The sequence below is a fragment of the Serpentinimonas barnesii genome, assembly GCF_000696225.1.
In the GTDB taxonomy this organism is placed as follows: domain Bacteria; phylum Pseudomonadota; class Gammaproteobacteria; order Burkholderiales; family Burkholderiaceae_C; genus Serpentinimonas; species Serpentinimonas barnesii.
In genome coordinates this window covers 44,971-67,025 of record NZ_BAWN01000033.1, presented here as the reverse complement: position 1 = coordinate 67,025, position 22,055 = coordinate 44,971, and the positions used below count along the sequence as shown (strand labels likewise).

15 protein-coding genes are annotated in these 22,055 nt (G+C 69.4%); 7 read left to right on the top strand and 8 right to left on the bottom strand.

Annotation, left to right across the window (positions count from 1 at the left end; translation table 11 throughout):
• The first annotated feature begins 160 nt into the window (after nt 1-160).
• The 3 genes from SRAH_RS10115 to rnhA are packed head-to-tail and all read left to right on the top strand — an operon-like array spanning nt 161 to nt 2,464.
• On the top strand, nt 161-1,129 hold the full coding sequence (locus SRAH_RS10115) for a hypothetical protein (protein ID WP_029463231.1): 969 nt from the start codon (nt 161-163) through the stop codon (nt 1,127-1,129).
• A complete protein-coding gene (locus SRAH_RS10110; protein ID WP_439645553.1) occupies nt 1,119-2,006 on the top strand; it encodes a class I SAM-dependent methyltransferase in 888 nt (295 codons plus the stop codon). Before SRAH_RS10115 ends, SRAH_RS10110 begins: the two co-directional genes overlap by 11 nt.
• Entirely contained in the window at nt 2,003-2,464 is a 462-nt protein-coding gene (gene rnhA / locus SRAH_RS10105; protein ID WP_029463229.1) for a ribonuclease HI, read from the top strand. The genes SRAH_RS10110 and rnhA overlap by 4 nt, the downstream gene beginning before the upstream one ends.
• 6 nt (nt 2,465-2,470) lie before the next feature.
• Here rnhA and rfaH read toward each other — a convergent pair whose 3' ends face one another.
• Complete coding sequence (gene rfaH / locus SRAH_RS10100; protein ID WP_029463228.1) at nt 2,471-2,968, bottom strand: transcription/translation regulatory transformer protein RfaH; 498 nt, start codon at nt 2,966-2,968, stop codon at nt 2,471-2,473.
• A 156-nt stretch (nt 2,969-3,124) separates the two neighbouring features.
• On the opposite strand from rfaH, the gene queC reads away from it, so the two are divergent.
• The 4 genes from queC to SRAH_RS10075 all read left to right on the top strand — a co-directional run bounded on the left by queC (nt 3,125) and on the right by SRAH_RS10075 (nt 7,992).
• Nucleotides 3,125-3,850, top strand: a complete 726-nt coding sequence (gene queC / locus SRAH_RS10090) for a 7-cyano-7-deazaguanine synthase QueC (protein ID WP_029463227.1) — start codon at nt 3,125-3,127, stop codon at nt 3,848-3,850.
• A gap of 13 nt (nt 3,851-3,863) precedes the next feature.
• Nucleotides 3,864-4,964, top strand: coding sequence for a 6-pyruvoyl trahydropterin synthase family protein (locus tag SRAH_RS13155; protein WP_045477149.1), 1,101 nt, complete (start codon nt 3,864-3,866; stop codon nt 4,962-4,964).
• 95 nt (nt 4,965-5,059) lie between these two features.
• Nucleotides 5,060-5,704, top strand: a complete 645-nt coding sequence (gene queE / locus SRAH_RS10080) for a 7-carboxy-7-deazaguanine synthase (protein WP_029463225.1) — start codon at nt 5,060-5,062, stop codon at nt 5,702-5,704.
• Between the two features lie 170 nt (nt 5,705-5,874).
• Nucleotides 5,875-7,992: a ribonuclease catalytic domain-containing protein gene (locus SRAH_RS10075; protein ID WP_045477140.1), complete on the top strand. Its 2,118-nt coding sequence runs from the start codon at nt 5,875-5,877 to the stop codon at nt 7,990-7,992.
• A gap of 25 nt (nt 7,993-8,017) precedes the next feature.
• On the opposite strand, the gene SRAH_RS10070 is transcribed toward SRAH_RS10075, so the two are convergent.
• From SRAH_RS10070 to SRAH_RS10040, 7 genes are all read right to left on the bottom strand, one after another.
• Nucleotides 8,018-8,689, bottom strand: a complete 672-nt coding sequence (locus tag SRAH_RS10070; protein WP_029463223.1) for a histidine phosphatase family protein — start codon at nt 8,687-8,689, stop codon at nt 8,018-8,020.
• Nucleotides 8,690-8,779: 90 nt separating this feature from the next.
• The gene (locus SRAH_RS10065) at nt 8,780-11,392 is read right to left on the bottom strand and encodes a chemotaxis protein CheW (protein ID WP_045477138.1); all 2,613 of its coding nucleotides are present in this window, start codon (nt 11,390-11,392) and stop codon (nt 8,780-8,782) included.
• Nucleotides 11,393-11,486: 94 nt separating this feature from the next.
• Entirely contained in the window at nt 11,487-13,511 is a 2,025-nt protein-coding gene (locus SRAH_RS10060) for an ABC-F family ATP-binding cassette domain-containing protein (RefSeq protein ID WP_029463221.1), read from the bottom strand.
• A complete protein-coding gene (locus tag SRAH_RS12140) occupies nt 13,508-13,732 on the bottom strand; it encodes a hypothetical protein (RefSeq protein WP_045477136.1) in 225 nt (74 codons plus the stop codon). Before SRAH_RS12140 ends, SRAH_RS10060 begins: the two co-directional genes overlap by 4 nt.
• 68 nt (nt 13,733-13,800) lie before the next feature.
• Nucleotides 13,801-14,916, bottom strand: a complete 1,116-nt coding sequence (locus tag SRAH_RS10050; protein ID WP_029463220.1) for a DMT family transporter — start codon at nt 14,914-14,916, stop codon at nt 13,801-13,803.
• A gap of 42 nt (nt 14,917-14,958) precedes the next feature.
• A complete protein-coding gene (locus SRAH_RS10045; protein ID WP_045477133.1) occupies nt 14,959-18,813 on the bottom strand; it encodes a UvrD-helicase domain-containing protein in 3,855 nt (1,284 codons plus the stop codon).
• A complete protein-coding gene (locus SRAH_RS10040; RefSeq protein ID WP_076607021.1) occupies nt 18,810-21,695 on the bottom strand; it encodes a PD-(D/E)XK nuclease family protein in 2,886 nt (961 codons plus the stop codon). Before SRAH_RS10040 ends, SRAH_RS10045 begins: the two co-directional genes overlap by 4 nt.
• Nucleotides 21,696-22,055: the final 360 nt, after the last annotated feature.

The window sequence follows — 22,055 nt, the reverse complement described above, 5'->3', positions numbered from 1 at the left end:
GCATCGAGTGGCTGCTGGCGGCGCCCCCGCCGCCCACCCGCCCCTGAGCACCCGTTCGGCAAGGGAACCTTTGGCGCGCTTTCGTGCCAAAATCGCAGGCAGTTGCCCAAGCGGATGGCCCATCCGGGCCGTTTTACCTTATTGCAGTTACAGGGCTATTATGAAAACCAAATTTCACTTAAACAAAAGGCCGCACCTGCGCCCCGCTTTTGGCTCCGGCGCCGGTGCCGAATTCGGCCAGGCGGTGGCCTTGATCGACGAGCGCTACCTGAGCTGGTTGGCCAAGCAGCAGCCCCATCCACCCGAGGATGGGCTGCACCGAGACCTCTTGCAGGCCGTGTTCTCGCACCTGGCGCGCCTGTGCGGCGCCGATGCGGCGCTGTTGCGCAGCTACCTCTACACCGACCAGCAGCCCAGCCAACTGCTCGACGACGTGGTGCTGCGCATGGTGCCGGCACACGCCAGCGACGGCGGGGCCGCGCTGGTGCGGACGCTGGGTTTGGAGCTGACGCAACTGGCGAGCCGGGGCGGCTGCGCCTTGGCGCTGCTGGCCAGCGACGACGAGCGCCTCATTCCCTACATCGACGAGGCGCAGTGGCGCGGCCTCAAGGTGGTGATGGTCACCGACGCCTCGGCGCAGGACTTTGGCCGCTTGATGGCCGAAGACCCGAGTTGGGCGCGGCTGCTGATGCAGGCCGATCGGCGCGTCAGCCTCAACGAGGCGGCTTGGGCGGCCCTGAACCACGGCCAAGCCGAGGGACTGGGCCACACGCCCACCCGGCTGCCGCAAGCAGAGCGGCGCGAATTTGAGTACGAGCACGAGCACGGCGCCGCGCTGGGCGAACCCGTTCACGCCGACCAGCAGCCCGATGGGGCGTGGCTGGAGCAGGTGCAACAGGTGATCGACGAGTGGTGGCGCGAGGAAACCCCGCACGCAAGGCTCGATCTGTACGAAGAAATGCAAAGCAGCCAAGGGGTTCCGCCCGAGACCGACCGCCATCTGCTGCTGCGGGTGCGGCGCGGTTTGGGCCGCACGCTGAGCTTTCCCGAGAAAAAAGCCATGCGCGAAATGATCCGTGCGGCGGTGCTGGCACAGTCGCCCGTGGCGGACGAAGCCCTTGACCACTGAACCGAACCCGCCGCCGGCCGCATCGGATGCGGGCGGGCAGCAGCTGGCAGCGTGGCTGGCCAGCGAGGCCGGGCGCTACCTGCTGGCTTGGGAGCAGGAGCGGTGCGACGAAGCGGTAGCCGACTGCTTTGGCTACCATGCCTTGCAGTTGGGCTTGCCACAGATCGATGCCTTGCGCGCCAACCGCATGCCCAAGCGCTGGCTGGCGCTGCCCGAGCCCTCATCGGCGCTGGAGCGCCACGCCGACTTGGGCGCCGCTGCGGCGCCGCTGCAGCCAGGCGGTGGGCGCGAGCTGGCCTTGGTGACGCACGCCGCCGCGCTGCCGTTTTCCGAAAACACCCTCGATCTGATCGTGCTGCCCCATACCCTCGAACTCAGTGCCGACCCGCACACGGTGCTGCGCGAGGTGCAGCGGGTCTTGTTGCCCGAAGGCCGCTTGGTGGTCTGCGGCCTCAACCCGTGGAGCCTGTGGGGTTTGCGCCAGCAGCGGGCGCGGCTCTTGGTTCGGCTGGGTTTGCAGCGCTCGCGCTGGGCGCGGCCGTTTTTGCCCGAGGCCGGCGAGTTCATTGCCCACCGGCGCCTGCGCGACTGGCTGCAGTTGCTGGGGCTGGAGGTCGAGTCGTGCCGCATGGGCTGTTACCGGCCGGCGCTGCAGTCTGAGTTGTGGTTGCAGCGCTTGGGCTGGATGGAGCGCGCCGGCGCGCGCTTCTGGCCCTTTTTCGGCAACGCCTACTGCATGGTGGCCGTCAAGCGGGTGCGTGGCTTGCGCTTGCTGGGCCCGGCCTGGAAGCCCAAACCCGCCGCCGCCGCGCCGGTGGCGGTGGCCCGTCAAGCCAGCCCCGCGCGGCCGAGCGACCAGCACCAATCACCCGCATGAAGACGGTTGTCATCTACACCGACGGCGCCTGCAAAGGCAACCCGGGCCCTGGGGGCTGGGGCGTGCTGTTGCGCACCGAAGGGGCTGAAAAAACGCTCTGCGGTGGCGCGGCGCAGACCACCAACAACCGCATGGAGCTCACCGCCGTCATCGAGGCCTTGCAGGCGCTCAAGCGCCCGTGCCGCGTCACCCTGTGGCTCGACAGCGAATACGTGCGCAAAGGCATCACCGAATGGCTGCCGGGCTGGAAAGCCAAGGGCTGGAAAACGGCGGCGCGCCAGCCGGTCAAAAACGTGGACCTGTGGCAGCAGCTCGACGCCTTGGTGCAGCAGGGCGGGCATGAAATCGACTGGCGTTGGGTCAGGGGCCACACCGGCGACCCGGGCAACGAGCGCGCCGATGCCTTGGCCAACCAAGGTGTGGCACAGGCGCGTGCGGCCCCGCCGCGCCCGATCTAGGGCCCTCTAGCCGGCCTTGCGCAGCGCGCTGGGTTCAAGCGGCAGCAGCACCGGCTTGCAGAGCATTTCGATCAGCACCAGCACCCGGCGCTCGCCTTCGGCGATCTGGAACACCCCCTCAAGGCCGGCAAACGGCCCTTGGGTGACGCGCACCCGCTGGCCGGGCTGGAACAGCGGCACCACCTGGCCGCGCAACTGGGCTTCGTGCAGGCGCAACTGGTCGATCAGGCCTTCGGGCACCTTGGCGGGTACAGCGCCAAAGGTGACCAAGCGGCTCACGCCCACGGTGGAGCGGATCGGGCCCCAGCTGCGGGCCTGCAGGTCCAAGCCCAGCTCGATGAACAAATAGCGCGGAAACAGCGGCTCGTCGCAGGTGTCTAAGCTGGCGCGGCGCAGCTTTTCGGTGCGCAGCAGGGGCAGGTAGCAGGAAAAGCCTTGGCGTTCCAAGTGCTCGAGCGCACACTGTTCCCGGCGCGGTTTGGTGTGGACGAGATACCAGTGCAATGCCTATCCTCCGAGAGCCGTTTTATGCGCCAGATTTTAGCGCGCCAGGCGCAGGCCGTGGCACAAGCTTAAAATGAGCGGCTTGCGCACCGGCTCGTGCCGCTGCTTTGGCCCGATGGGTTCCCTCGCCCCCATCTTGAAAAAAAAGGACCCACCATGACTTTGACGAGCGCGGCCCAACCCACGGCGGTGGTGCTGCTCAGCGGCGGCCTCGATTCGGCCACCGTGCTGGCCTTGGCGCGCGAGCGCGGCTTTGCCGTCTGCGCCCTGAGCTTCGATTACGGCCAGCGCCACGCCCACGAGCTGGATGCGGCGCGGGCGCAGGCGCAGGCCCAAGGCGCGCGGCGCCACATCACCGTGCCGGTCGATCTGCGCGCCTTTGGCGGATCAGCCCTGACCGAGCCTGCGCTGGCGGTACCCAAGCACCGCACGCTGGAGGGGATGGCGCAGGCGGGCATACCCCTGACCTACGTGCCGGCGCGCAACACGGTGTTTCTGAGTCTGGCGCTGGCCTGGGCCGAAACCCTGGGCAGTGTCGACATTTTCATCGGCGTCAACGCGCTCGACTACTCCGGCTACCCGGACTGCCGCCCGGCCTTCATCCAGGCTTTCGAGGCCATGGCCAACTTGGCCACCCGGGCGGGCGTCGAAGGCACGCAGCGGTTGCGCATCCACGCCCCCTTGCAGCACCTGAGCAAGGCCGAGATCGTGCGCGAGGCGCTGCGCCTGGGGGTCAATCTGGCGCACACCTGCAGTTGCTACGACCCGGGCCCGCAGGGCCAGCCCTGCGGCGCTTGCGATGCCTGCCTGCTGCGCGCCAAGGGCTTTGCCGAGGTGGGCTGCCCCGACCCCTTGCGGCAGCGTTTTGGTCTGCACCCATGAAGTGGCCTGCCCCATGCTGAACCTGCACCACTGCGCCCAGGCCGGCTTCGAAGCCGCGCGGCAACTGCAACGCCGCCCGCCCCAGCACCCGCAGGCGCGCCTGCATGGGCACAGCTTCGATGCAAGGCTGCGCGCGCGCTTGGCGCCCGGCTGGGCGGCGGTGGCCGGCACCGAGGTGGAGCAGTTGCAGCAGCATCTGGAGGGTGTGACGGCGGCGCTGGACCACCGCCTGCTCAACGACTGCCTGCCCGAACCCGACGACACCGCGCTGGCGCGCTGGCTGCAGCAGCGCTTGGCCAGCGCGGGCTTGCAGTTGGCCCAGATCGGGGTGCAAAGCACCCCGCGCAGCGGTTGCGAGCTCGACGCCAGCGGCCACGCCCACACGTGGCGGCGCTACCGCTTCGAGGCCGCGCACCAGTTGCCGCGCGTGCCGGCGGGCCACAAGTGCGGTCGCATGCACGGGCACGGCTTCGAGGTGCTGCTGCACGCCCGCCCAGACGGGTTGTTTGATGAGCTGGACGCCACCGACCGCCTCGACCGCGCCTGGGCGCCCTTGCACCAGCGCCTGCACCGGCACTGCCTGAACGACCTTGCGGGGCTGGAAAACCCCACCAGCGAGGTGCTGTCGGCGTGGCTGTGGCAGCAGCTTGTGCCCGCCCTGCCCGGTCTGAGCCGCGTCACGGTGTTCGAGACCGCCTCCTGCGGGGCCAGCTTCGACGGGCAGCGCTACCGCATCTGGAAAGACCTGACGCTCGACAGCGCGCGCCGGCTGCGCCAGGCCCCGCCTGACCACCCCCTGGCGGCCCTGTACGGGCACACCTACACGCTGCGCCTGGGGCTGGGCGGGGAGCTCGATGCGGTGCAGGGCTGGGTGCTCGACTTTGGCGACGTCAAGCGCTTGTTCGACCCGCTGTTCAAGGCCCTTGACCACCAGCCTTTGCACGAGCTGGCGGCCGCGGCGGGCCTGCCCGATTGCGATTGCGCCAGCCTGGCTGGGTGGATCTTGCAACAAGGGCGGCGCGAGCTGGCGGCTTTGGAGCGGGTCGATCTGTACCAGACGCCCGGCTGCGGGGCGCTGGTGATGGCCACCGACCTAGGCCCGGGCCTGATTTGAGCAAGGCAATGGCATGATGTTACCCCCACGCGCGCTGCGCTTGCTGCCCCCTGAGGGGGTGCTTCAGTGGCTTTGGGCGGCCGTGCGCCACTGACATGAACTACAGCGTCAAAGAAATTTTCTACACCCTGCAAGGCGAAGGCGCCCAGAGCGGGCGCGCCGCCGTGTTCTGCCGCTTTGCCGGCTGCAACCTCTGGAGCGGCCGCGAGGCCGACCGGGCCAGCGCCCAGTGCCGCTTTTGCGACACCGATTTTGTGGGCACCGACGGCAGCGGCGGCGGCAAGTTTTCCAGCGCGCTGGCGCTGGCGCAGGCGGTGCGCGCCTGCTGGGGCGGCGGCAGCGGTGCCGACGCGGGCCGGCCGCTGGTGGTGTGCACGGGCGGCGAGCCGCTGCTGCAGCTCGACGCCGCCCTGATCGAGGCGCTGCACGCCCAAGGCTTTGAGATCGCCGTCGAGACCAACGGCACGCTGGCGCTGCCCGACGGGTTGGACTGGGTTTGCGTCAGCCCCAAGGCCGACGCCGAGCTGCGCGTGCAGCGCGGCAACGAGCTCAAGCTGGTCTATCCGCAAACCGAGGCCCCGCCCGAGCGCTTTGCGGGGCTGGACTTTGCGCACTTTTTTTTGCAGCCACTGGATGGGCCGCTGCGCCAAGCGCACACCCAGCAGGCGATCGGCTACTGCATGGCGCATCCGCAATGGCGCCTGTCTGTGCAAACCCACAAATGGCTGGGCATTCCCTGACAGCGGGCGCCGAGATGGCGCGCGCCCCAAGGGCGCTGCCAGCGCAGCCGCAGCAAGGCCGTTAAACTCGGAGCCCGCCCAAGGCCGCACTGGTGCGGGCGCCGCCTCTGTGCGGCCCCCGCCGCCTCGCCATCCCTTGTTCACCCTGCCTTCGCCCAGAAAGCCCCATTTTGTACGCCCTGTTTGACGAAGCCGGTAAGTTGCTCACTGGTCGCATCCTGTCCGAATCCGATGCCGCGCTGCAAGTTGAGCTGGAGTCGGGCAAGCGCGTCAAGGTCAAGGTGGCCTTGGTGCTGCTGCGCTTTGCCCAGCCCGAGCCCAGCGCGCTGCTGCAAGCGGCCGAGGCCCTGCGGGCCCAGATCGAGCTCGAGCTGGCGTGGGAGTTTGCGCCCGAGGCCGAGTTTGGCTTTGCCGAATTGGCCGCCGTTTACTTCCAAGATCCGCCCACGCCGGCGCAGCAAGTCGGCGCCTTGTTGCGCCTGAGCGAGGCACCGCATTACTTTCGCCGCGCTGGCAAAGGGCGCTACAAAAAAGCCCCGGCGGACGTGCTGCAGCTAGCGCTGGCGGCGATCGAGAAAAAGCGTCAGATCCAGGCCCAGACCGAGGCCTGGGCGGCCGAGTTGGCTGCGGGCCAGTGCCCACCGGCGGTGGCCCAGCAGATCTACAAAATCCTGTTTCGGCCCGACAAAAACGCGCCCGAGTACAAGGCCGTGGTGCACGCCGCGCGCAGCAGCCACACCGCCCCGCTGCTGCTGCTGCAGCGCGCGGGCGCCATTCGCAACGCCTACGAGTTTCATTGGCAGCGCTTTTTGTTCGATCAGTTCCCCAAGGGGACGGGTTTTGCGGCGCTGCCGCCCCTGTCGCCACTGACCGAGGCCCTGCCGCTGGCCACGGTGCAGGCGTTTTCGATCGACGACTCAAGCACCACCGAAATCGACGACGCGCTCAGCCTGCAGGGCTTGGGCAGTGCCGAGGTCACGCTGGGTATCCACATCGCGGCGCCGGGGCTGGCCATAGCACCCGGCAGCCCGCTCGACCAGGTGGCGCGCCAGCGCCTGTCCACCGTGTACATGCCGGGGCACAAAATCACCATGCTGCCCGACGCGGTGGTGCAGGCCTACACGCTCGACGCCGGGGGCGCGCGCCCGGCGCTCTCGCTCTATCTGCGGCTGGACGCCGAGACGCTGGAGCTGCGCGGCAGCGAGACGCGCATCGAGCAGGTGCCGATCGCGCACAACCTGCGCCACGACCAGCTCGATCAGGCCCTCAGCGTCGACTGGCTGCAAAACCCCGCCGCTGCGCCCGGGGCCCCGCTGCCCGAAGCCATCGCCGCCCTGCGCCCGCAACTGGCTTTTTTGTACCGGCTGGCGCTGCACTGCAAGGCGCGGCGCGAGGCGGTGCGCGGCAAACCCGAGACCTTCACCCGGCCCGACTACACCTTTGCCCTGCAAGACGCACCGCCCGAGGGCCCGACGGGCGAGGAACGGGTGCAGATCGGCACCCGCAGCCGCGGCGCGCCGCTGGACCTGATGGTGGCCGAGGCCATGATTCTGGCCAACAGCACCTGGGGCCAGTGGCTGGCCGACTGCGGCGTGCCCGCCATCTACCGCAGCCAGGCCAGCTTGGCGCCGGGCATCAAGGTGCGCATGGGGGCCAGAGCGCTGCCGCACGCCGGCATCGGGGTGGCCTGCTACGCCTGGAGCAGCTCGCCGCTGCGCCGCTACACCGATCTGGTCAACCAGTGGCAACTGATCGCTTGCGTGCGCCACGGCAAGGCGGCCGCGCTGGCGGCGCCCTTCAAGCCGCGCGACACCGACCTGCTGGCCGTGATCGGCGCCTTCGACGCCGCCTACACCGCCTACGCCCAGTTCCAAAACGGCATGGAGCGCTACTGGACGCTGCGTTACCTGCAGCAAAACAGCGTGGGCGAGCTCAACGCCAGCGTCATCAAAGACGGGCTGGTGCGCGCCGACACCCTGCCGCTGGTGCTCAACGCCGCCGGCAGCGCGGGGCTGGCGCGCGGCACCCCGGTGCGGGTGCGGCTGGGCGACATCGACCTGATCGGGCTTGAGGTGTCGGCCAGCGTGATCGAGCAACTGGCGCGCACGGCCCCAAGTGGCGCCGAGGCCGCTGAAGCCGAGTCCGACGAGGAGGACGAAGCCGCGCTGGCCCCCGCGCTGGCGCTGGCGGTCGACCTCGATGACGACGCCGAGTCGGCGACGCTGCCGCCATCCGACAGCGCCCCTGACGTTGCAGAGGTGGCGGCACCCAACGAGGCGGCGCAGTGATTCCGCCCTTTGGGGCGGCGGCGCCTCAGGCGTAGCTGATCCAATCGGCTTGCTCGGGCTGCGCTAGGTGCGGCAGCGTGTTGAAGCTTTGCAGCGAGTGCCGCTTGGGGTTGAAATCGAACTCGGTGACGGCGGTGTTGCGCAGCCGCAGGTTGAGCTCGATCGTGGTCTCGGGCGTGGTGCCCAGCACCTGGCCCACGGCGGTGGCAATCGGGCCGCCGCTGCTGACGATCAGCACCCGGCCTTGGCCGAGCTGGCGCACATGGTCCAGCGCCGCCACCACGCCGGCCACGAAGCTTGGGTAATCGGGCATGCCCGCCGGCGTGAGCACACCCGCCATCCATTGGCGCAGCGCGTCGCGCAGCAGCCGAAAATGCTGCCGGTAGCCCTCGGGCGTGTGGGGCGACGGCAAGGGCGCGGCGTGCAGGGCCGCGATCAGGGCGGCGCTGTCGTACTCGTTCAGGCCCGGCCAGTGCAGTGGCTCGGGGGCCGCAGCGCCCAGCCCCTCGGCCAGCGCGCTCCAAGTCTGGGTGTGGCGGCGCAAGGTGCCGCACAGCACCGCATCGGGCTGCCAGCCGTGCGCGCGCAAATGCTCGCCCAAGCGCAGGCTCTGGCGCTGCCCGAGCGGGCTCAGGCGGTCGTAGTCGTCGGCGCCAAACGAGGCCTGGCCGTGGCGCACCAAGTAGAGCGTTCCCATGGGGCTGCGATTGTGCGGCCGCCCGATGACGCGCCGCGTCGCCCAGGCGACCGGGGGGCGTGCCACGACCGGCAGCCCCGCGGTGTGCGGCTATTTGCTGAATCGGCGCAAAATGCGCGGCGTGGACAAAACCAAAAGGAGGCGGCGGTCGGCGCTGCCGACTTCGGGCTTGACCAAACTTTCAACCAGGCTGGAGCCTCCGGTCATGGCATCGGAAAGGGCATCGATGCGGGCATTGGCAACGTTGCGAACGGCGCCGAGGGCATCGACCAACACACCAAAGCGCTGGGTTTGTCCGGGGACTTGCAGTACCACGATCTGGCGCTGTGTGGCAGGCCCACCCGCTTGCCTGCGCTCCTGTCCTGCGGGTGCAGCCACAAGGTCTGCAGCCAAGTCGTATACGCTGATGACCTGGTCTTGGTGCATCAGGCAGCCGCTGGCGCGGCCCAGCAAACCCGGCATGGGCATCAGTTGGGAGCCATCAAGGGCCTCAATCACGTGGCTCGACAGCACGCCGTACCAGTTGCGCCCAATCAAGAAACAAGCGATATCGGTGCTGTCGGTGTCAGCGCTGGTCCGGCGGGGGCCAGCGTCCACCGTTTCGGAGTCCAGTTGCGCTAGGCTGATGGGGTCGATGGTGCGATCTGAAAGCGGCCAAAACACCAGAGCCACCACATCGTTCCGGTGCACTTGGCCGTCGGATTTGTATTCCCGGTAGCCTGCGCTCATGGTCGATCCGACGGCGAAGTAGCGCCCCTCGTAGATGATTATGTCGCTGCAGCTCTCGCCCCGTTCAAGGCGAAAAAAGCGCTCGTCGATGGCCAAGTGGGCGCCGGCTTGCAGGCCCGGATGGGTGCTGGAAATGACGCGTCTTTCGCGTTCGGCAAACACGGCAAAGGCACCTGGAACCGGGTTGCCATCGGCTTGGCGCGGCAGCGCATCGTGCAGCATGGCCTGAAACTGCGGGGCAGAGTCAAACACAATGGCGATGCCGCCCACCGGCTCGTTGCCACCTGGCGTGCGCACGGCGGCGGAAAAAATGCAGGTGGGTTGCCCACCATACAGCGGGCTGGAGACAAAATCCGATACGCAGTAGTGCAGCGAATCGGGCAGGGCCAGCGCCGCGCGCACCCACGGCTCGCCGAGGGGCTTGCCCAACCAGTCGGAGTCCGCCGGATTGGAGAGCGCCAGCACCTGGCCGTTTTGATCAAACAACAGCAGGTTGCTGTAAACGGTGTAGAGGCTGTTGATGTGCCGCAAAATGGCACTCAGGCGCTGGCTTTGTTCTGGGCTGGGACTGGCGCCCGGTCGCAGAGCGGCTCGAAAGTCGGGCGTGAGCGCCCACCAGCGGCAATCGTTGGCGCGCTCGTACAGGTTGCGGTCCATGATCTCGATGGCCAATGCGGCTTGCTGGCTGCAGTCGAACAGCACCGACGAGAGCACGGTTTTGTAGAGGTTGTGGATCGATTCTGCAAAGACGCTGCGCGTGCGCTCGCCCGTGTCGCCAATCTCGTGCAACAAGACCTTGGCAAAAGAGCCGCTCTGTGCGGCATCGGGCAGGCGCAACAGCCAGACGTGGCCGTTCCATACCGCCCGGTTGAGCTCGCTTTGGATGCGCGCGGCGTTGCGGGGAATGGCCCGCAATTCTGGGCTGAACAGCGAAGTGCTTGCCAACACGCAATCGAGCAGTTCGGATCGGACCGACTCCAGCTCATGGGCGGCCGACATTTCGAAGGCGTGGTTGAGTGGTGCCAAGGCGTGCCCGCGCCAGCCCGGGACGGTATAGCCCTGATAGCCTTGGGCGGGGCGTGTGCTGGCGAGGTATTCGCGCCCCGCAAAGCGCACCACGCGGCAGTCTTCGCCGGGCACGGGTTCGAGCCGCACGCCCAAGGGAAACTGGTAGGAGTCGCTGCTGGCAATGACGCGCTGATTGGCATCGAGCAGCGTGATCACGTTCCAGTCGTCCTCGGCCACCAAGCTGTCAAAAATGCGCTGGCATTCGTCTTGAAAGCGAAAACACAGGCACAAGACGCCGGTGGCCCGTCGGCCATCATCTGACATGACACGGTAGGCGTAAACCAGCGGGCTGGCCTCGAGCGGCAGCAGGTCGGTCGGGTGAAAGGCCTCGACGTAGCCGGCTTCGGTGCGCAGCGCCTGCTCCAGCAGCGGGTCGGTGGTGCAGGTGGCGGGGTTGTGTTCATCGAGTTGCACCAGCACTTGGCCGTCTGGGGTGAGCAAAATGATGTTGTGGTAAACCGAATAATTCTGCACGTACTCGCCAAAGCGTGCCCTGAGCGCCGCAAGCCGTGACGCATCTTGGCGCAGGCTGGGGTCGTTGGCAACCGCTTGGGCAAAGGAGCAAATCTCGGCATCGGTGGCAAGAAAGCCGATGTCGGCGGTGCGTTCATAGAGGTTGCGGGTCAGGGTGTCAATGGCCACGCGCGCGCCATAGCCCAAATTGAGGACGGCCTTGCGGTGGTGCTCGCTCGCCATCTGTTCGATCAAGACGTCGGCCAAACGGTTGAAGTCGGCGCGCATGCGGGTGATATCGGTGCCGGCACCCAGCAATTGACCCAGCAGCGTGAGGTTGTCGTAGGTTGACTGGATGTCTTTGAGCCGCCTGCGGTCATCTTGCAGGCCATGCATGAAGCCCAAAAGGTAATCAAAACCCGATTTCAGGGGCGGGCGTGGGCGTTTTCTCATGTGAGTCGACCTTGATCCAGTGGTGTTGTAGGGCCATCTGGATGCAAGCACGTTTCATGCCTATGGGGCATGCGGCCTGAGCGGTCTGCGCGAGTTAGCTGGTGTGCCCCAGCGCCTCCCAGCGCTCCAGCGCCTGCATCAGCTCGTCTTCGAGCACGGCGTGGCGTGCCGTGAGTGCGCTGGCACGCTCTGGGTGGCGCGCATACAGGAGCCCGTCGCCCAATTCGGCGGCGATGGCTTTTTGCTCGGCTTCCAGCGCCTCGATGCGTTGCGGCAGCGCTTCCAGTTCGCGCTGCTCTTTGTAGCTGAGCTTGCGCTTTGCGGCGGCGGGTGTGGCCCCCGGTTGCGGCGCGCTGCTGGCGGGTGGGGGGGATGGGGCGGATGATGCAGCGGCGTTTGTGGCAGAGGGTGTGGCAGCGGGCGATGAGGCGTTTGCACTCGCGCCGGTGGGAGCCGCGCCCAAGCCGCCCTGGCTGCTCGATCCGCCCAGGCTCGCTGCGCCCGCGCCGCGCTTGCCCCACACCGGGGCGGCGCCGTGTACGCGCATCGATTGGGCGATCCAGTCTTCGACCCCGCCTTCGTACTCGCGCCACTGGCCTGCGCCCTCGAACACGATGGTGCTGGTGACGACGTTGTCGAGGAAGCGCCGGTCGTGGCTGACCAGGAACACGGTGCCGTCGAACTCGGCCAGCAACTGCTCCAGCAGCTCCAGCGTTTCGATGTCGAGGTCGTTGGTGGGCTCATCGAGCACCAGCACGTTGGCCGGGCGCGCAAACAGGCGCGCCAGCAGCAGCCGGTTGCGCTCGCCGCCCGAGAGCGCGCTGATGGGCGCACGCGCCCGCGCCGGGGCAAACAAAAAGTCGGCCAGGTAGCTGCGCACATGGATGCGGCGCGCGCCGATCTCGATCCACTCGCTGCCGGGGCTGATGAAGTCCTCCAGCGTGGCGTTGAGGTCCAGCGCGTCGCGCATCTGGTCGAAGTAGGCCACTTCGATGCGGCTGCCGCTGCGCACGCGGCCGCTGTCGGGGGCGAGTTGGCCCAAAATCAGCTTGAGCAGGGTGGTTTTGCCGGCGCCGTTGGGGCCGATCAGGCCGACCTTGTCGCCGCGCAAAATGGTGGCAGAAAAGTTGTCGATGATGCAACGGCGCTCGGGGCCCTCGCCAAAGCTCTTGCTCACGCCTTCGAGCTCGGCCACCAGGCGCCCGCTGCCCTGCCCGCTGTTCACGTCGAGCCGCACCTGCCCGACGGCGGCGCGGCGCTCGGCGCGTTCGGCGCGCAGGCTGTGCAAGCGCTCGATGCGCGCTTGGGCCCGGGTGCGCCGCGCCTCCACGCCCTTGCGTATCCACTGCTCCTCTTGGGCCAGCAGCTTGTCGGCGCGGGCGTTGAGCAGCGCCTCTTGCGCCAGCCGCTGCGCTTTCAGGCGCTCGAAGGCGCTGAAGGCACCGTCGTAGCTGTGCAGTTGGCCGCGGTCGAGTTCCACCGTGCGGGTGCAGACGCGGTCCAGAAAGTCGCGGTCGTGGCTGATCAGCAGCAGCGTGCCGCGAAAATCGCGCAGCAGCTCGGCCAGCCAGCCGATGGCGTCGAGGTCGAGGTGGTTGGTCGGCTCGTCGAGCAGCAGCAAATTGGGCAAGGCCACCAGCGCCTGCGCCAAGGCCACGCGCTTGCGCACCCCGCCCGAGAGGCTGCCCACGCGCTCATCGGCTTGCAGCCCGAGCCGGCTCAGGGTTTGCTCGACGCGCTGCTCCCAGTTCCAGCCGTCCAGGGTTTCGATCTCGCTTTGCAGCGCATCGAGGTCGCAGCCGGGCTCGTGCGCCAGGTAGCGCTGCACCAGTTCCTGCACCCGCTGCAAGCCCACGCTGACGGCCTCAAAAACGCTGGCCTCGGGGTCCAGATCGGGCTCTTGGGGCACATAGGCCAGCCGCAGCCCGTTTTGGCGCTGCACGGCGCCGTCGTCGGGCCGCTCCAGGCCAGCAATGATTTTGAGCAGCGACGATTTGCCGCTGCCGTTGCGCCCCACGAGGCCAACGCGTTCGCCCGCTTGCAGCGAAAAGTCGACCCGGTTGAGCAGGGGCAGGTGGCCGTAGGCGAGGCTAAGGCCGGTTAAGGTGATCCATGTCATGGGGGGGATTGTCCATCAGAGCGGCTGCGGCTCGCGCGCGTGCGCGGGCTGGCCAGCTCTGGCTGGGGCCGGATGTGCTCGATGACCCCGTTGCGGCTCACGACCAAGGCGGTGCCGGTTTGTGTGGCCAGTGCGCGTGCGCTCAGTGCGGCGCGTTGCATGGCCTGAAACGACAGACGCAGGTCGCAGTCGCGGGCGGTCTCGATGGGCTGCTTATTCATGGTTTTTCACTCCAGTCTGGTAGCACGGGCAGTGGGCCAAGCATGGGGTCAAGCCGGCAGCAATCAGATCAGTGGCGGTGCTGGTGGTGCGTGTCGGGGTAGTGCGGGTGGCGGTGCGTGAGGGGCTCGTGGCGGTGCCAGTGCCGGTGCCCCAGGGGGCTTTCGGGGCGCGCGCCGCCCTCGTGCGTGTGCTGGTGGTGGGCGTCGTGCTGGTGCCAGTGCTCGTGCTCTTGCGCCTCGTGCTGGTGCAGGTGGGCGTGGCGCTCGCCCAGGTGCAGCCAGACCCCCGCGGCCATGAGCAGGCCGGCGAGCCAGAATAGCCAGGTGGTGGCCTCGCCCAGCAGCAGCAGCGAGAGCGCCACGCCGATGAAGGGGGCGGTGGCAAAGTAGGCGCTGGCGCGCGCCGTGCCCAGCCCGCGCAGCGCCAGCACGAACAGCACCAAGCTCACGCCGTAGCCCAGCAAACCCACCAGCATGGCCGCCAGCGCAGGGCCAGCAGCGGGCCAGGCGGCACCCAAGGCCAGCGCCGCGCCGCTGCTCACCACGCCCGCCACCAAGCCGCGGCTGCCCGCGATGAACAGGGCGTCGGCGGCAGCGACCTTGCGCGTGAGGTTGTTGTCGATGGCCCAGCACAGGCAGGCCAGCGCCACCAGCAGCGGCCCCAACCAGGCGCTGGCCGCAGCCCAGGCGCTCGGGGCCACCAGGCCAGCCCCGGCAGCCCCGGCGGTGGCGGCAGCCGCAGCAGTGGCGGCCGGGTCGGTGGGCCAGGCCAGCAGCAGCCCCCCGGCCACGATGGCCAGCATGCCGGTGACCACGCGCCGGCTGGCGTGCTCGCGAAACACCAGCCAGGCCAGCAGCGCGGTGAACACCGCTTCGAGGTTGAGCAGCAGCGAGGCGCTGGCGGCGCTGCTGAGCTGCAGCCCAAACATGAGCGCGCCGGTGCCAAGCACGCCGCCGATGGCGATGGCCGCTCCCAGCCAGCCCCAGTCGCGCCCCTGCAAGCCGGGGTGGCGCCAGCCCCGGTCGCGCAGCAGCCGGTACAGCAGCAGCCCCAGCCCCGCCCCAAGGTAGAGCAGGCCGCCCAGCAGCAGCGGCGGCACCTGGTCGAGCAACTGCTTGGCCAGCGGGGTGCTGGCCCCAAACAGCAGCGCCGAAGCCAGGGCGTAGGCGATGGCGCGGTTCATGGGGCGGTGGGCAAATGGCGTGTGACCTGGGGGGTGTGAACCTTAGGGCCTCGCAGGCGCAGCAGGCGCTTCGTCGGCCAGCGGCAGCAAGCGCCCACTGTGGGTGAAAAACAGCGCCAGTTGCACCGGCAGGCCGTCGTCGAACAGGGCGCTGTAGCGCTGCAACTGGGCCTGCCAGGCGCTGGGGTCGGCGCTGTCGGGGTCGGCGGTTTTGTAGTCCACGATCCAGCGCCTGCCCTCGTGTATGAAAGTGCGGTCGAGCACGTGCAGCGTGGGGCTGCTGGTGTCGCTGGTGTCGCTGGCGCTGCCTTGGGCGGCGGCGCTGGCCAAGGCGCATTCGCTGGCCGCTTGCGGATGTGGGGCGAGCAGCCAGCGGCCCTCGGGGCTGCTCAGGGTGTTGTGCAGGTGCCGCTGCACCTCGGTGGCGGCGGCGCTGGCTTGGGTATCGGTCAGGCCCTGGGTGCGCAGGGCCTGCTGCATGGCGCCGTGCAGCGCGGGCAGGCGCGCCGTGGGCCAGGCGTCTAGGCCGTCGTGGGCGATCAGTTCCAGGTAGCGGTGTACCAGGGTGCCGATGGCGGCGGGCCGGGTGGGGCTGGGTGGGCGGCTTGATCTGCTTGGGGCGGCGCGCTCGGGCGTTGCAGCCGCAAGCGGGTGCTGGGGCCTTGGGGCGCAGGCGTCTGTGGGCGCAAAATCCGTGGCAGAGGCAGGCCCAGTGGTCGAATGGCTGGCGAGATCAAAGGCGGGGTACGCAGCGCTTGGGGCAGCGCGGGGCGCTGGCGTGGCAGGCTGCGTCGGGTGCATCAAGGCCGCAGGCCAGCCAGGTGCGATTAGCCGCTGCAGCCGGTGCGTGTACTCGGCCAAGCTGGGCCGGGTAGCACCAGCACCAGCACCAGCACCAGCACCAGCACCAGCACCAGCACCAGCACCAGCAGCGGCATCCGCATCCGCATCCGCATCGGCATCGGCATCGGCATCGGCATCGGCATCGGCATCGGCATCGGCATCGGCATCGGCATCGGCATCGGCATCGGCTGGCGGTGCTACGGCCTGCCAGGCGCGCACGAATTCGGCTTCGGCCAGCGGCCACAGCAGCCCCAGCAGGCTGTCGGAGGGCGGCTCGCGCAGGGCCTCGCCTTTGCTGTTGGGCGCGGCGCAGCCCAGCAGGTGCAACTGGCGGCGCGCGCGCGTGGCCCCGACGTAGAGCAGGCGGCGCGCTTCGTTGCGCTGGCGCTCGTTTTCTAGCGCCAGCAGGTAGTCGTAGATCGAGGGGCCGCCGTGCTCGGCCTCGGCTTGGGCGGCCACGAGCAGGCGTTCGTGGCCCGAGTCGTCGAGCACCTGGTCCCACAGCAGCAGGGCGCGGTCGGCTCCCTGGGCCTTGCGCTGCAGGCCGGGCAGGATCACGGTGTCGAACTCCAGCCCCTTGGCTTTGTGCAGGGTCATGAGTTGCAGCGCGCTGCCGTCGGGGTCGGGGGCGGCGTAGAGGCGCTCGAGCTCGCTGGCGATGCGCTCGGGCTGCAGCGCGCCGTGCTGGGTGCAGCGATCCAACACCTCGAAGTAGGCTTGGGTGTCGTGCAGGTCGGATTCCTGGGCCAGGGTGAGCGGGCCGCCCAGCGCCTGCCAAACCCCTTCTACCCAGCGCCGTGGCCGCTGCTGGCCTTGGTGCGCAAAGGCCAGGGTGAGCACTTCGCGCAGGTGCGCCAGCCGTTGCTGGCCGTCGGGGCTCAGGCGCTGGCAGCGCGCGGTGTCTTGGATGAGTGCCCAGACGCTGTGGCGCGGTGCGTCGGCGGCCAGCGCGTGCAGGTCGGCCAGCCTGAGGCCGCACCAGGGGGCACGCAGCAGCGCCAGCCAATGCACGCGGTCGGCCAGGTGGTGCAGCGCGTGCGTGAGGGTGAGCAAGTCTTGAATCGGCTGGCGCTCGGCCAAGGCTTCGATTTCAACGGCCTGAAAGGGCAGCGGCTGCGGTCGCGCTCGCAGCGCTTGCACCAGGGCTTGGAGGTGGGTGCGGGCGCGCACCAGCACCGCGATGCGGCCGGCCGGGTCGTCGGCGCGGGCTTGCTCGATGAGGGCCAGCACCTGCTGCGCCTCGCGTTCGGCACCGCTGGCGGGCTCGTCGGCCAGCAGCGGGTCGGGCTCCTCGTCTGCTGGGCTGGCGGGCGGGTTTTGGATGATGATCGGGTGCCACTGCACGCGCGCCAGCGGGTGCGCGGCGCGGGTGGCGCTGGCCGGGGCGAAGCGCACGGCACCGCGGCGGTGGTCGTCGTGCGCGCCAAACACGGTGGCAAAGCTTTGGTTCACCCACTGCACCAGCGGCGGGTGCGAGCGGTTGTTGCGGTACAGGTGCAGCGGCTGCGGCTTGAGCGCCCCCAGGCCATGCGCCCGCACCTGCAAAAACAGCCCGACTTCGGCTTTGCGAAAGCGGTAGATCGATTGCATCGGGTCGCCAACCAGAAACAGGGTGCGGCCGTCGCCCGCTTGCCAGCCAGCGGTGAGGCGGCGCAGCAGCTCGACTTGGAGCGGGCTGGTGTCTTGGAACTCGTCGATCAGCAGGTGGCTGAGGCGGTGGTCGAGCTGCAGTTGCAACTCGCTGGGCTCATCGGTGTGGCCCAGGGCGCGCAGAGCCTGTTGGGCGATTTCGGAAAAATCCACTTCCCGCGCCTGCTGGAACACCAGCCAGAGCTGCGCTGCCGCCACATTGAGCAGTTCCAGCAGGTCGGCGATGAAGGGGTGGTCGGCGCTGGGGTAGTGCGGATCGGGCAGGCGCCGAACCCGCGCCAGCGCCGCGGCCGCCGCCTCGGGCAGCGCCCCCAGGCTGTGCTTGAAAACCAGGGCCAGCGCCTTGCCTTCGGGGCCGCTCAGGCCGTATTCGGCCGGGATTTTTTGGCGCGGTTTGCCGGTCTGGGTGAGCAGCAGTTCGGCCAAGCCGCGCCACAGGGGCAGCTCGGCGCAGCAACCCTGCAGCGGCTGCTGCCAGTCGGCCACGGCTTGCAGCGGGTGAACCGGGATGGGCGTGGCGCTGCCGCGGCTTGTCGGCTGCGTCGGGTCGCTGGCCCGGGCCAGTTCCTCGGTCTGGGCTGGGTTTTCGGTGCAAGCCTGCTCGCTGCGTTTTTGCAGCGCGTGCGCGGCGGCCCAGCGGGCGGCGGCTTGCAGCGCCGTTTGCCAGCCAGGGGGCAGCAGCGCGGCCAGGCGGCGCAGCTCGTCGTCGATCAGGTCGCGCAGCGCGGCCTCGGCCTGCTCCAGATTGGCCCCTTGGTGGCTGCGCGTCAGCCAGGCTTCGCGGCGCGCCAGCATGGCTTGCAGCAGTTCAGAGAGGCGCGCCGGGTCGTGGTCAAAGCGCTCGAGCACGCGCTGCAGGCAGTCGGCCAGCGGGCTGTCGGTATCGAGCAGGCGCAGGGTTTCCTGGGCGGCGCGGCGGTAGTGGGCTTGGGCGTCGGGGGCGATGCCGGGCTGGCTGCCCAAGCGCGAGAGCAGCGGCATCTGGCGCGCCAATTGGCCGCAGAGCGCGTCTAAGGTGGTGATGCGCAGCCGCGCCGGGTGCTGCAGCAGGCCCCACTGGCGCTGGCGCTCGTGTTGCAACACCGCCTGCCCGAGGTGGTAGGTTTGCAGGCGGTGCGGCTCGGCCGGGGCGTGGCCCAGGGCGGCCAACTCCAGGCTGCCGACGATGCGCTCGCGCATTTCGGCCGCCGCCTTGTGGGTGAAGGTGAGGGCGACGATTTGCTCGGGTTCCTCGACGCGCTGCAACAGGGCCAGGAAGCGCTGCGTGAGCAGCTCGGTTTTGCCGGCCCCGGCCGGGGCTTCGACGATGAAGCTGCGCTCGGGGTCTATGGCTTGCAGGCGGTTGTGCGCGTCTTGGGCCAGCAGATCGGCGCTGGCGGCGGCTTGGGTGGCGGCGTGGTTCATGGGGTGTGCGGCGGCCGGGCGGGGTGCTGGGGCGCAAGGGCGGGCGGCTGCGCCAGCAAGGCCAGCCACTGGCTGCGCCGCTCGCTCAGGCGCAGCAGCGGCAGCACCTCGCAGTGGCGCAGCAGCGCCGGGTCGGCCAGGCGCACGGCGGCATCACCCGTGCGCACTTCGGTGGCCAGCGCCTGCAAGCGTTCGCGCCAGTGCTGCAGCACCGCGTCCCAGGTGGGAAAGCGCGCCAGCGGGTAGCGCTGGCGGCTGCGCGGCTCGTCGTAGCAGGCGGCGCCATGGGGTTTGGCAGCGGCGTCGGCAACCAGGCCGGCCCAGCCGGGTTCTTTGCGCCGCACCTTGGCAAACAGGGCACCGGCCACAGGGCCCTGGGGCAGCGTGGCGCAGGCGGCGTAGAGCGGCAGTTGCGGCTCGCTTGGGCGCTGGCTGGCCCAGTTGCCGGTGTCGATGCGCTGGCTGCTTTTGTAGTCGATCACCAGCAGCCGGCCGTCGTCGAGTTGGTCGATGCGGTCGATTTGCAGCTTCAGGCTCAGCCCGGCCAGTTCGATTTCCTGGTTCTGCTCGATGCCGAGCACGGTAAAGCCGCTGCTCCGGCGGCGCTCTAGCTCCAGCCAGCGCTGCAGCAGCAGGTGCAGGCGGCGCTGCTCCAGGGTGTGCCGCCGCTCTGGCAGGGGGTAGGCGGCGTGCGCGTCCAGCGCGCTGCGGCAGGCGCGCTCGATGGCGGCTGCGCAATCGGCCGCGCTTAGGGCGTGCAGGGTGGGTGCATCCTTCAACTCCAGCCACAGATGCGCCAGCGCGGCGTGCATCAGGCTGCCGCGCTGGCGCGGCTCCAGGCCCTCGCTGGCCTCGGGCAGGCCCAGCGCCGCGAGCCGGTATTGGAAATAGGCCCAGGCCGGGCACAGGGCTTGGGCGCGCAGCAGGGCGCTGCCGCCGCGCGCCGCTTCCTCGGCGCTCATGGGCGGAGCCCAGGCGTCGTCCAGGGTTTCGCGGGCCGCCAGCGCCTGCCCGCTGCGCAGCGCCAGCGCGCTCCAGTGCAGGTTGGGCGGCGCGGCGTGTTCGGTGGCGCCAGCAGCCTGTCGGACTGGGGCCGCTGCGGTCGATTTGCAGCCGACGATTCCCAAGTCCGACAGGCTGCCAGGCAAACCCGCCAGCAAGGGGCTGGGCTGGCAGGGGGCGGCCCCTTCGCTGCGCGGCCAGGATAGCCACAGCGCGGGCGCGGCGCGCAGCAGCCGCTGCTGCACCTGTTGCGCAAATTCGGCCTGCACGGCGGCGCAGGCGTTGGGGCTGGCGGCGCGGCGCTGGGCCGCATACGGCAGCAAGGGGTTGGGTTGCGGCGGTGGCGGCCAGACCGCGGCTTGCAAGCCCAGCACCCAGACCGCGTCGAAGCGCTGCCCACTGGCCTCCAGCGCGCCGAGCACCTGCAGGCGCGGCTGGCCCACGCTCTGCGGCTGAAAAATGCGCTCGCCACACAGGGCGCGCAGGCGCTGCAGCCAGCCGCGCAGGGGCAAGGGGCCGCTGCAGGCGTCGAGGCGGCCGAGTTCGTCCAGCGCCTCCAGCCAGGCCTGCTGCGCCTGGTATTCGGGGCTCGACAGGCTGCGCCCATGCAGCCAACCGGCTTGCTCCAGCCAGCTGGGCAGCAGCGCCGCCCACTGCGATGGCAGGCGCGAGGCGGCGTGGGCGCTGGCGGCCAGCTGGTGCAACTGCTGCACATGCTGCAGCCAGGCCGGTGTAGCGGGCTGGGCGCTGGCGGGCGATTCGGGTTTTGCCGCCGCCCAAGCCAGCCATTGCTCCAACGACAAGCGCGCGGGCAGTTCGCTGCGCATCTGCTGCTCCAGGTGCGCGCGCGCCAGCGCCTCTTCGGGGGCGGACCAGTAGGGGTGGCGCAGCAGCAGGCCGATGTCGCGCTGCTCGAGCGCATCGGCTTGGGCCAGGCATTGCAGCAGCGCCAGCGCAGCCCCTACCAGCGCCTGCTCGGCCAGTGGCGCGCCCAGGGTGAGGTTGAAAGGTGGCGGCACTTGGGCGCGCTGCGGGTGCAGCAGCTCCGGGGCCAGCGCATCTTGCAGCGCATCGTGCAGGGGCAGGCGCAGCGCACGCAGATCGGGCGCGACGATGGCGATGCGGCTGTGCGCATCGGCCGCCAGTTGCGCCTGCGCCCACTGCGCGGCGGCCAGGCATTCGGCGGCGGCGTCGGGGTAGCTGCGCAGCTCGATGCGCTCGGCCACAGGCTCATCGGCCAGATTCTGCACCTGCAGCCCCAGGCGCTGCAACTGCTGCAGCAGCGTGTTCAGCAAGGGGCTTAGGCGGTGAAAGCCCGCCAGCAGCAGGCGCTGTGGCCAACCTGGCCCCGCCGGGGCGTGCTCCAGCTCGGCCAGCGCGGCCACGGTGGCGGCGTCGAGTTGCTCCACGGTGGCCCAGCCTTGCGCCGCGCAATGGGCCAAAAAATCGCTGCGCCAGATCAGGTATTGCTGCGCCTCAGCCGCCAGCGGCGGCGCACCCACTTCGATGCGCCAAACGAACTGCAGCGCCAGCGCCTGCTGCGCCGACTGCGCCAGCGCGGGCAGATCGAACAGCAAGGGGGCTTCGGGGCCAAGCTGCTGCGCGATCAGGCGCTGCCAGAGCTCGCGCGCCTGCAGCTCGCTCAAAGGGGTGCGCGCCAGCTCCGGCAGCGGCACGGTGCCGCGCAGCAGCCACTGCTGGCGCAGCGCCGCCAGCCACTGGCCTAGGGTGCAGCAGTCCAGCGCCGCCCAGCTTTTTCGCCCCTGCGCGGCCTGCAAACGGCCGTGGCGCTGGCGCAGCTCCGCCGCCAGCCGCGTGGTGGCGCACAGCACCCGGGTGGCGGGGGTTGCGGATGCAGCGTCCAGTGGGCAGGGGTTCATGCGGCGGGGTAGGGACTGGTTGGGCTCGCCAGCCGGGGCGGCCTAGGCGATGGCAGCCACAGTGTATCTGCCGAGAGGGAGCCGTGCCCGATGCGAGGGAGGCTGCGAGCCCTTGGATCGCCCGTGGCGCAACCGGAAAGCATAATTCCAGTTCGGCGGTAATATTGGAATGAAAAATTCCGATCCTGCCGCCCACTGCAGCCTAGTCTCCCTGCACGGGCCAAAATTCACTCGCTTAATCAAGCCGCTGGCGGGTGGAATCAGGGTTTACACCAAGCGGCCCCAAGATGGCCCGTGAATTGCCTTGCTTAGAGGCACCGCCCTGCTAGGGGGCGCTACCGGCCTGTTTTTATTCCAACG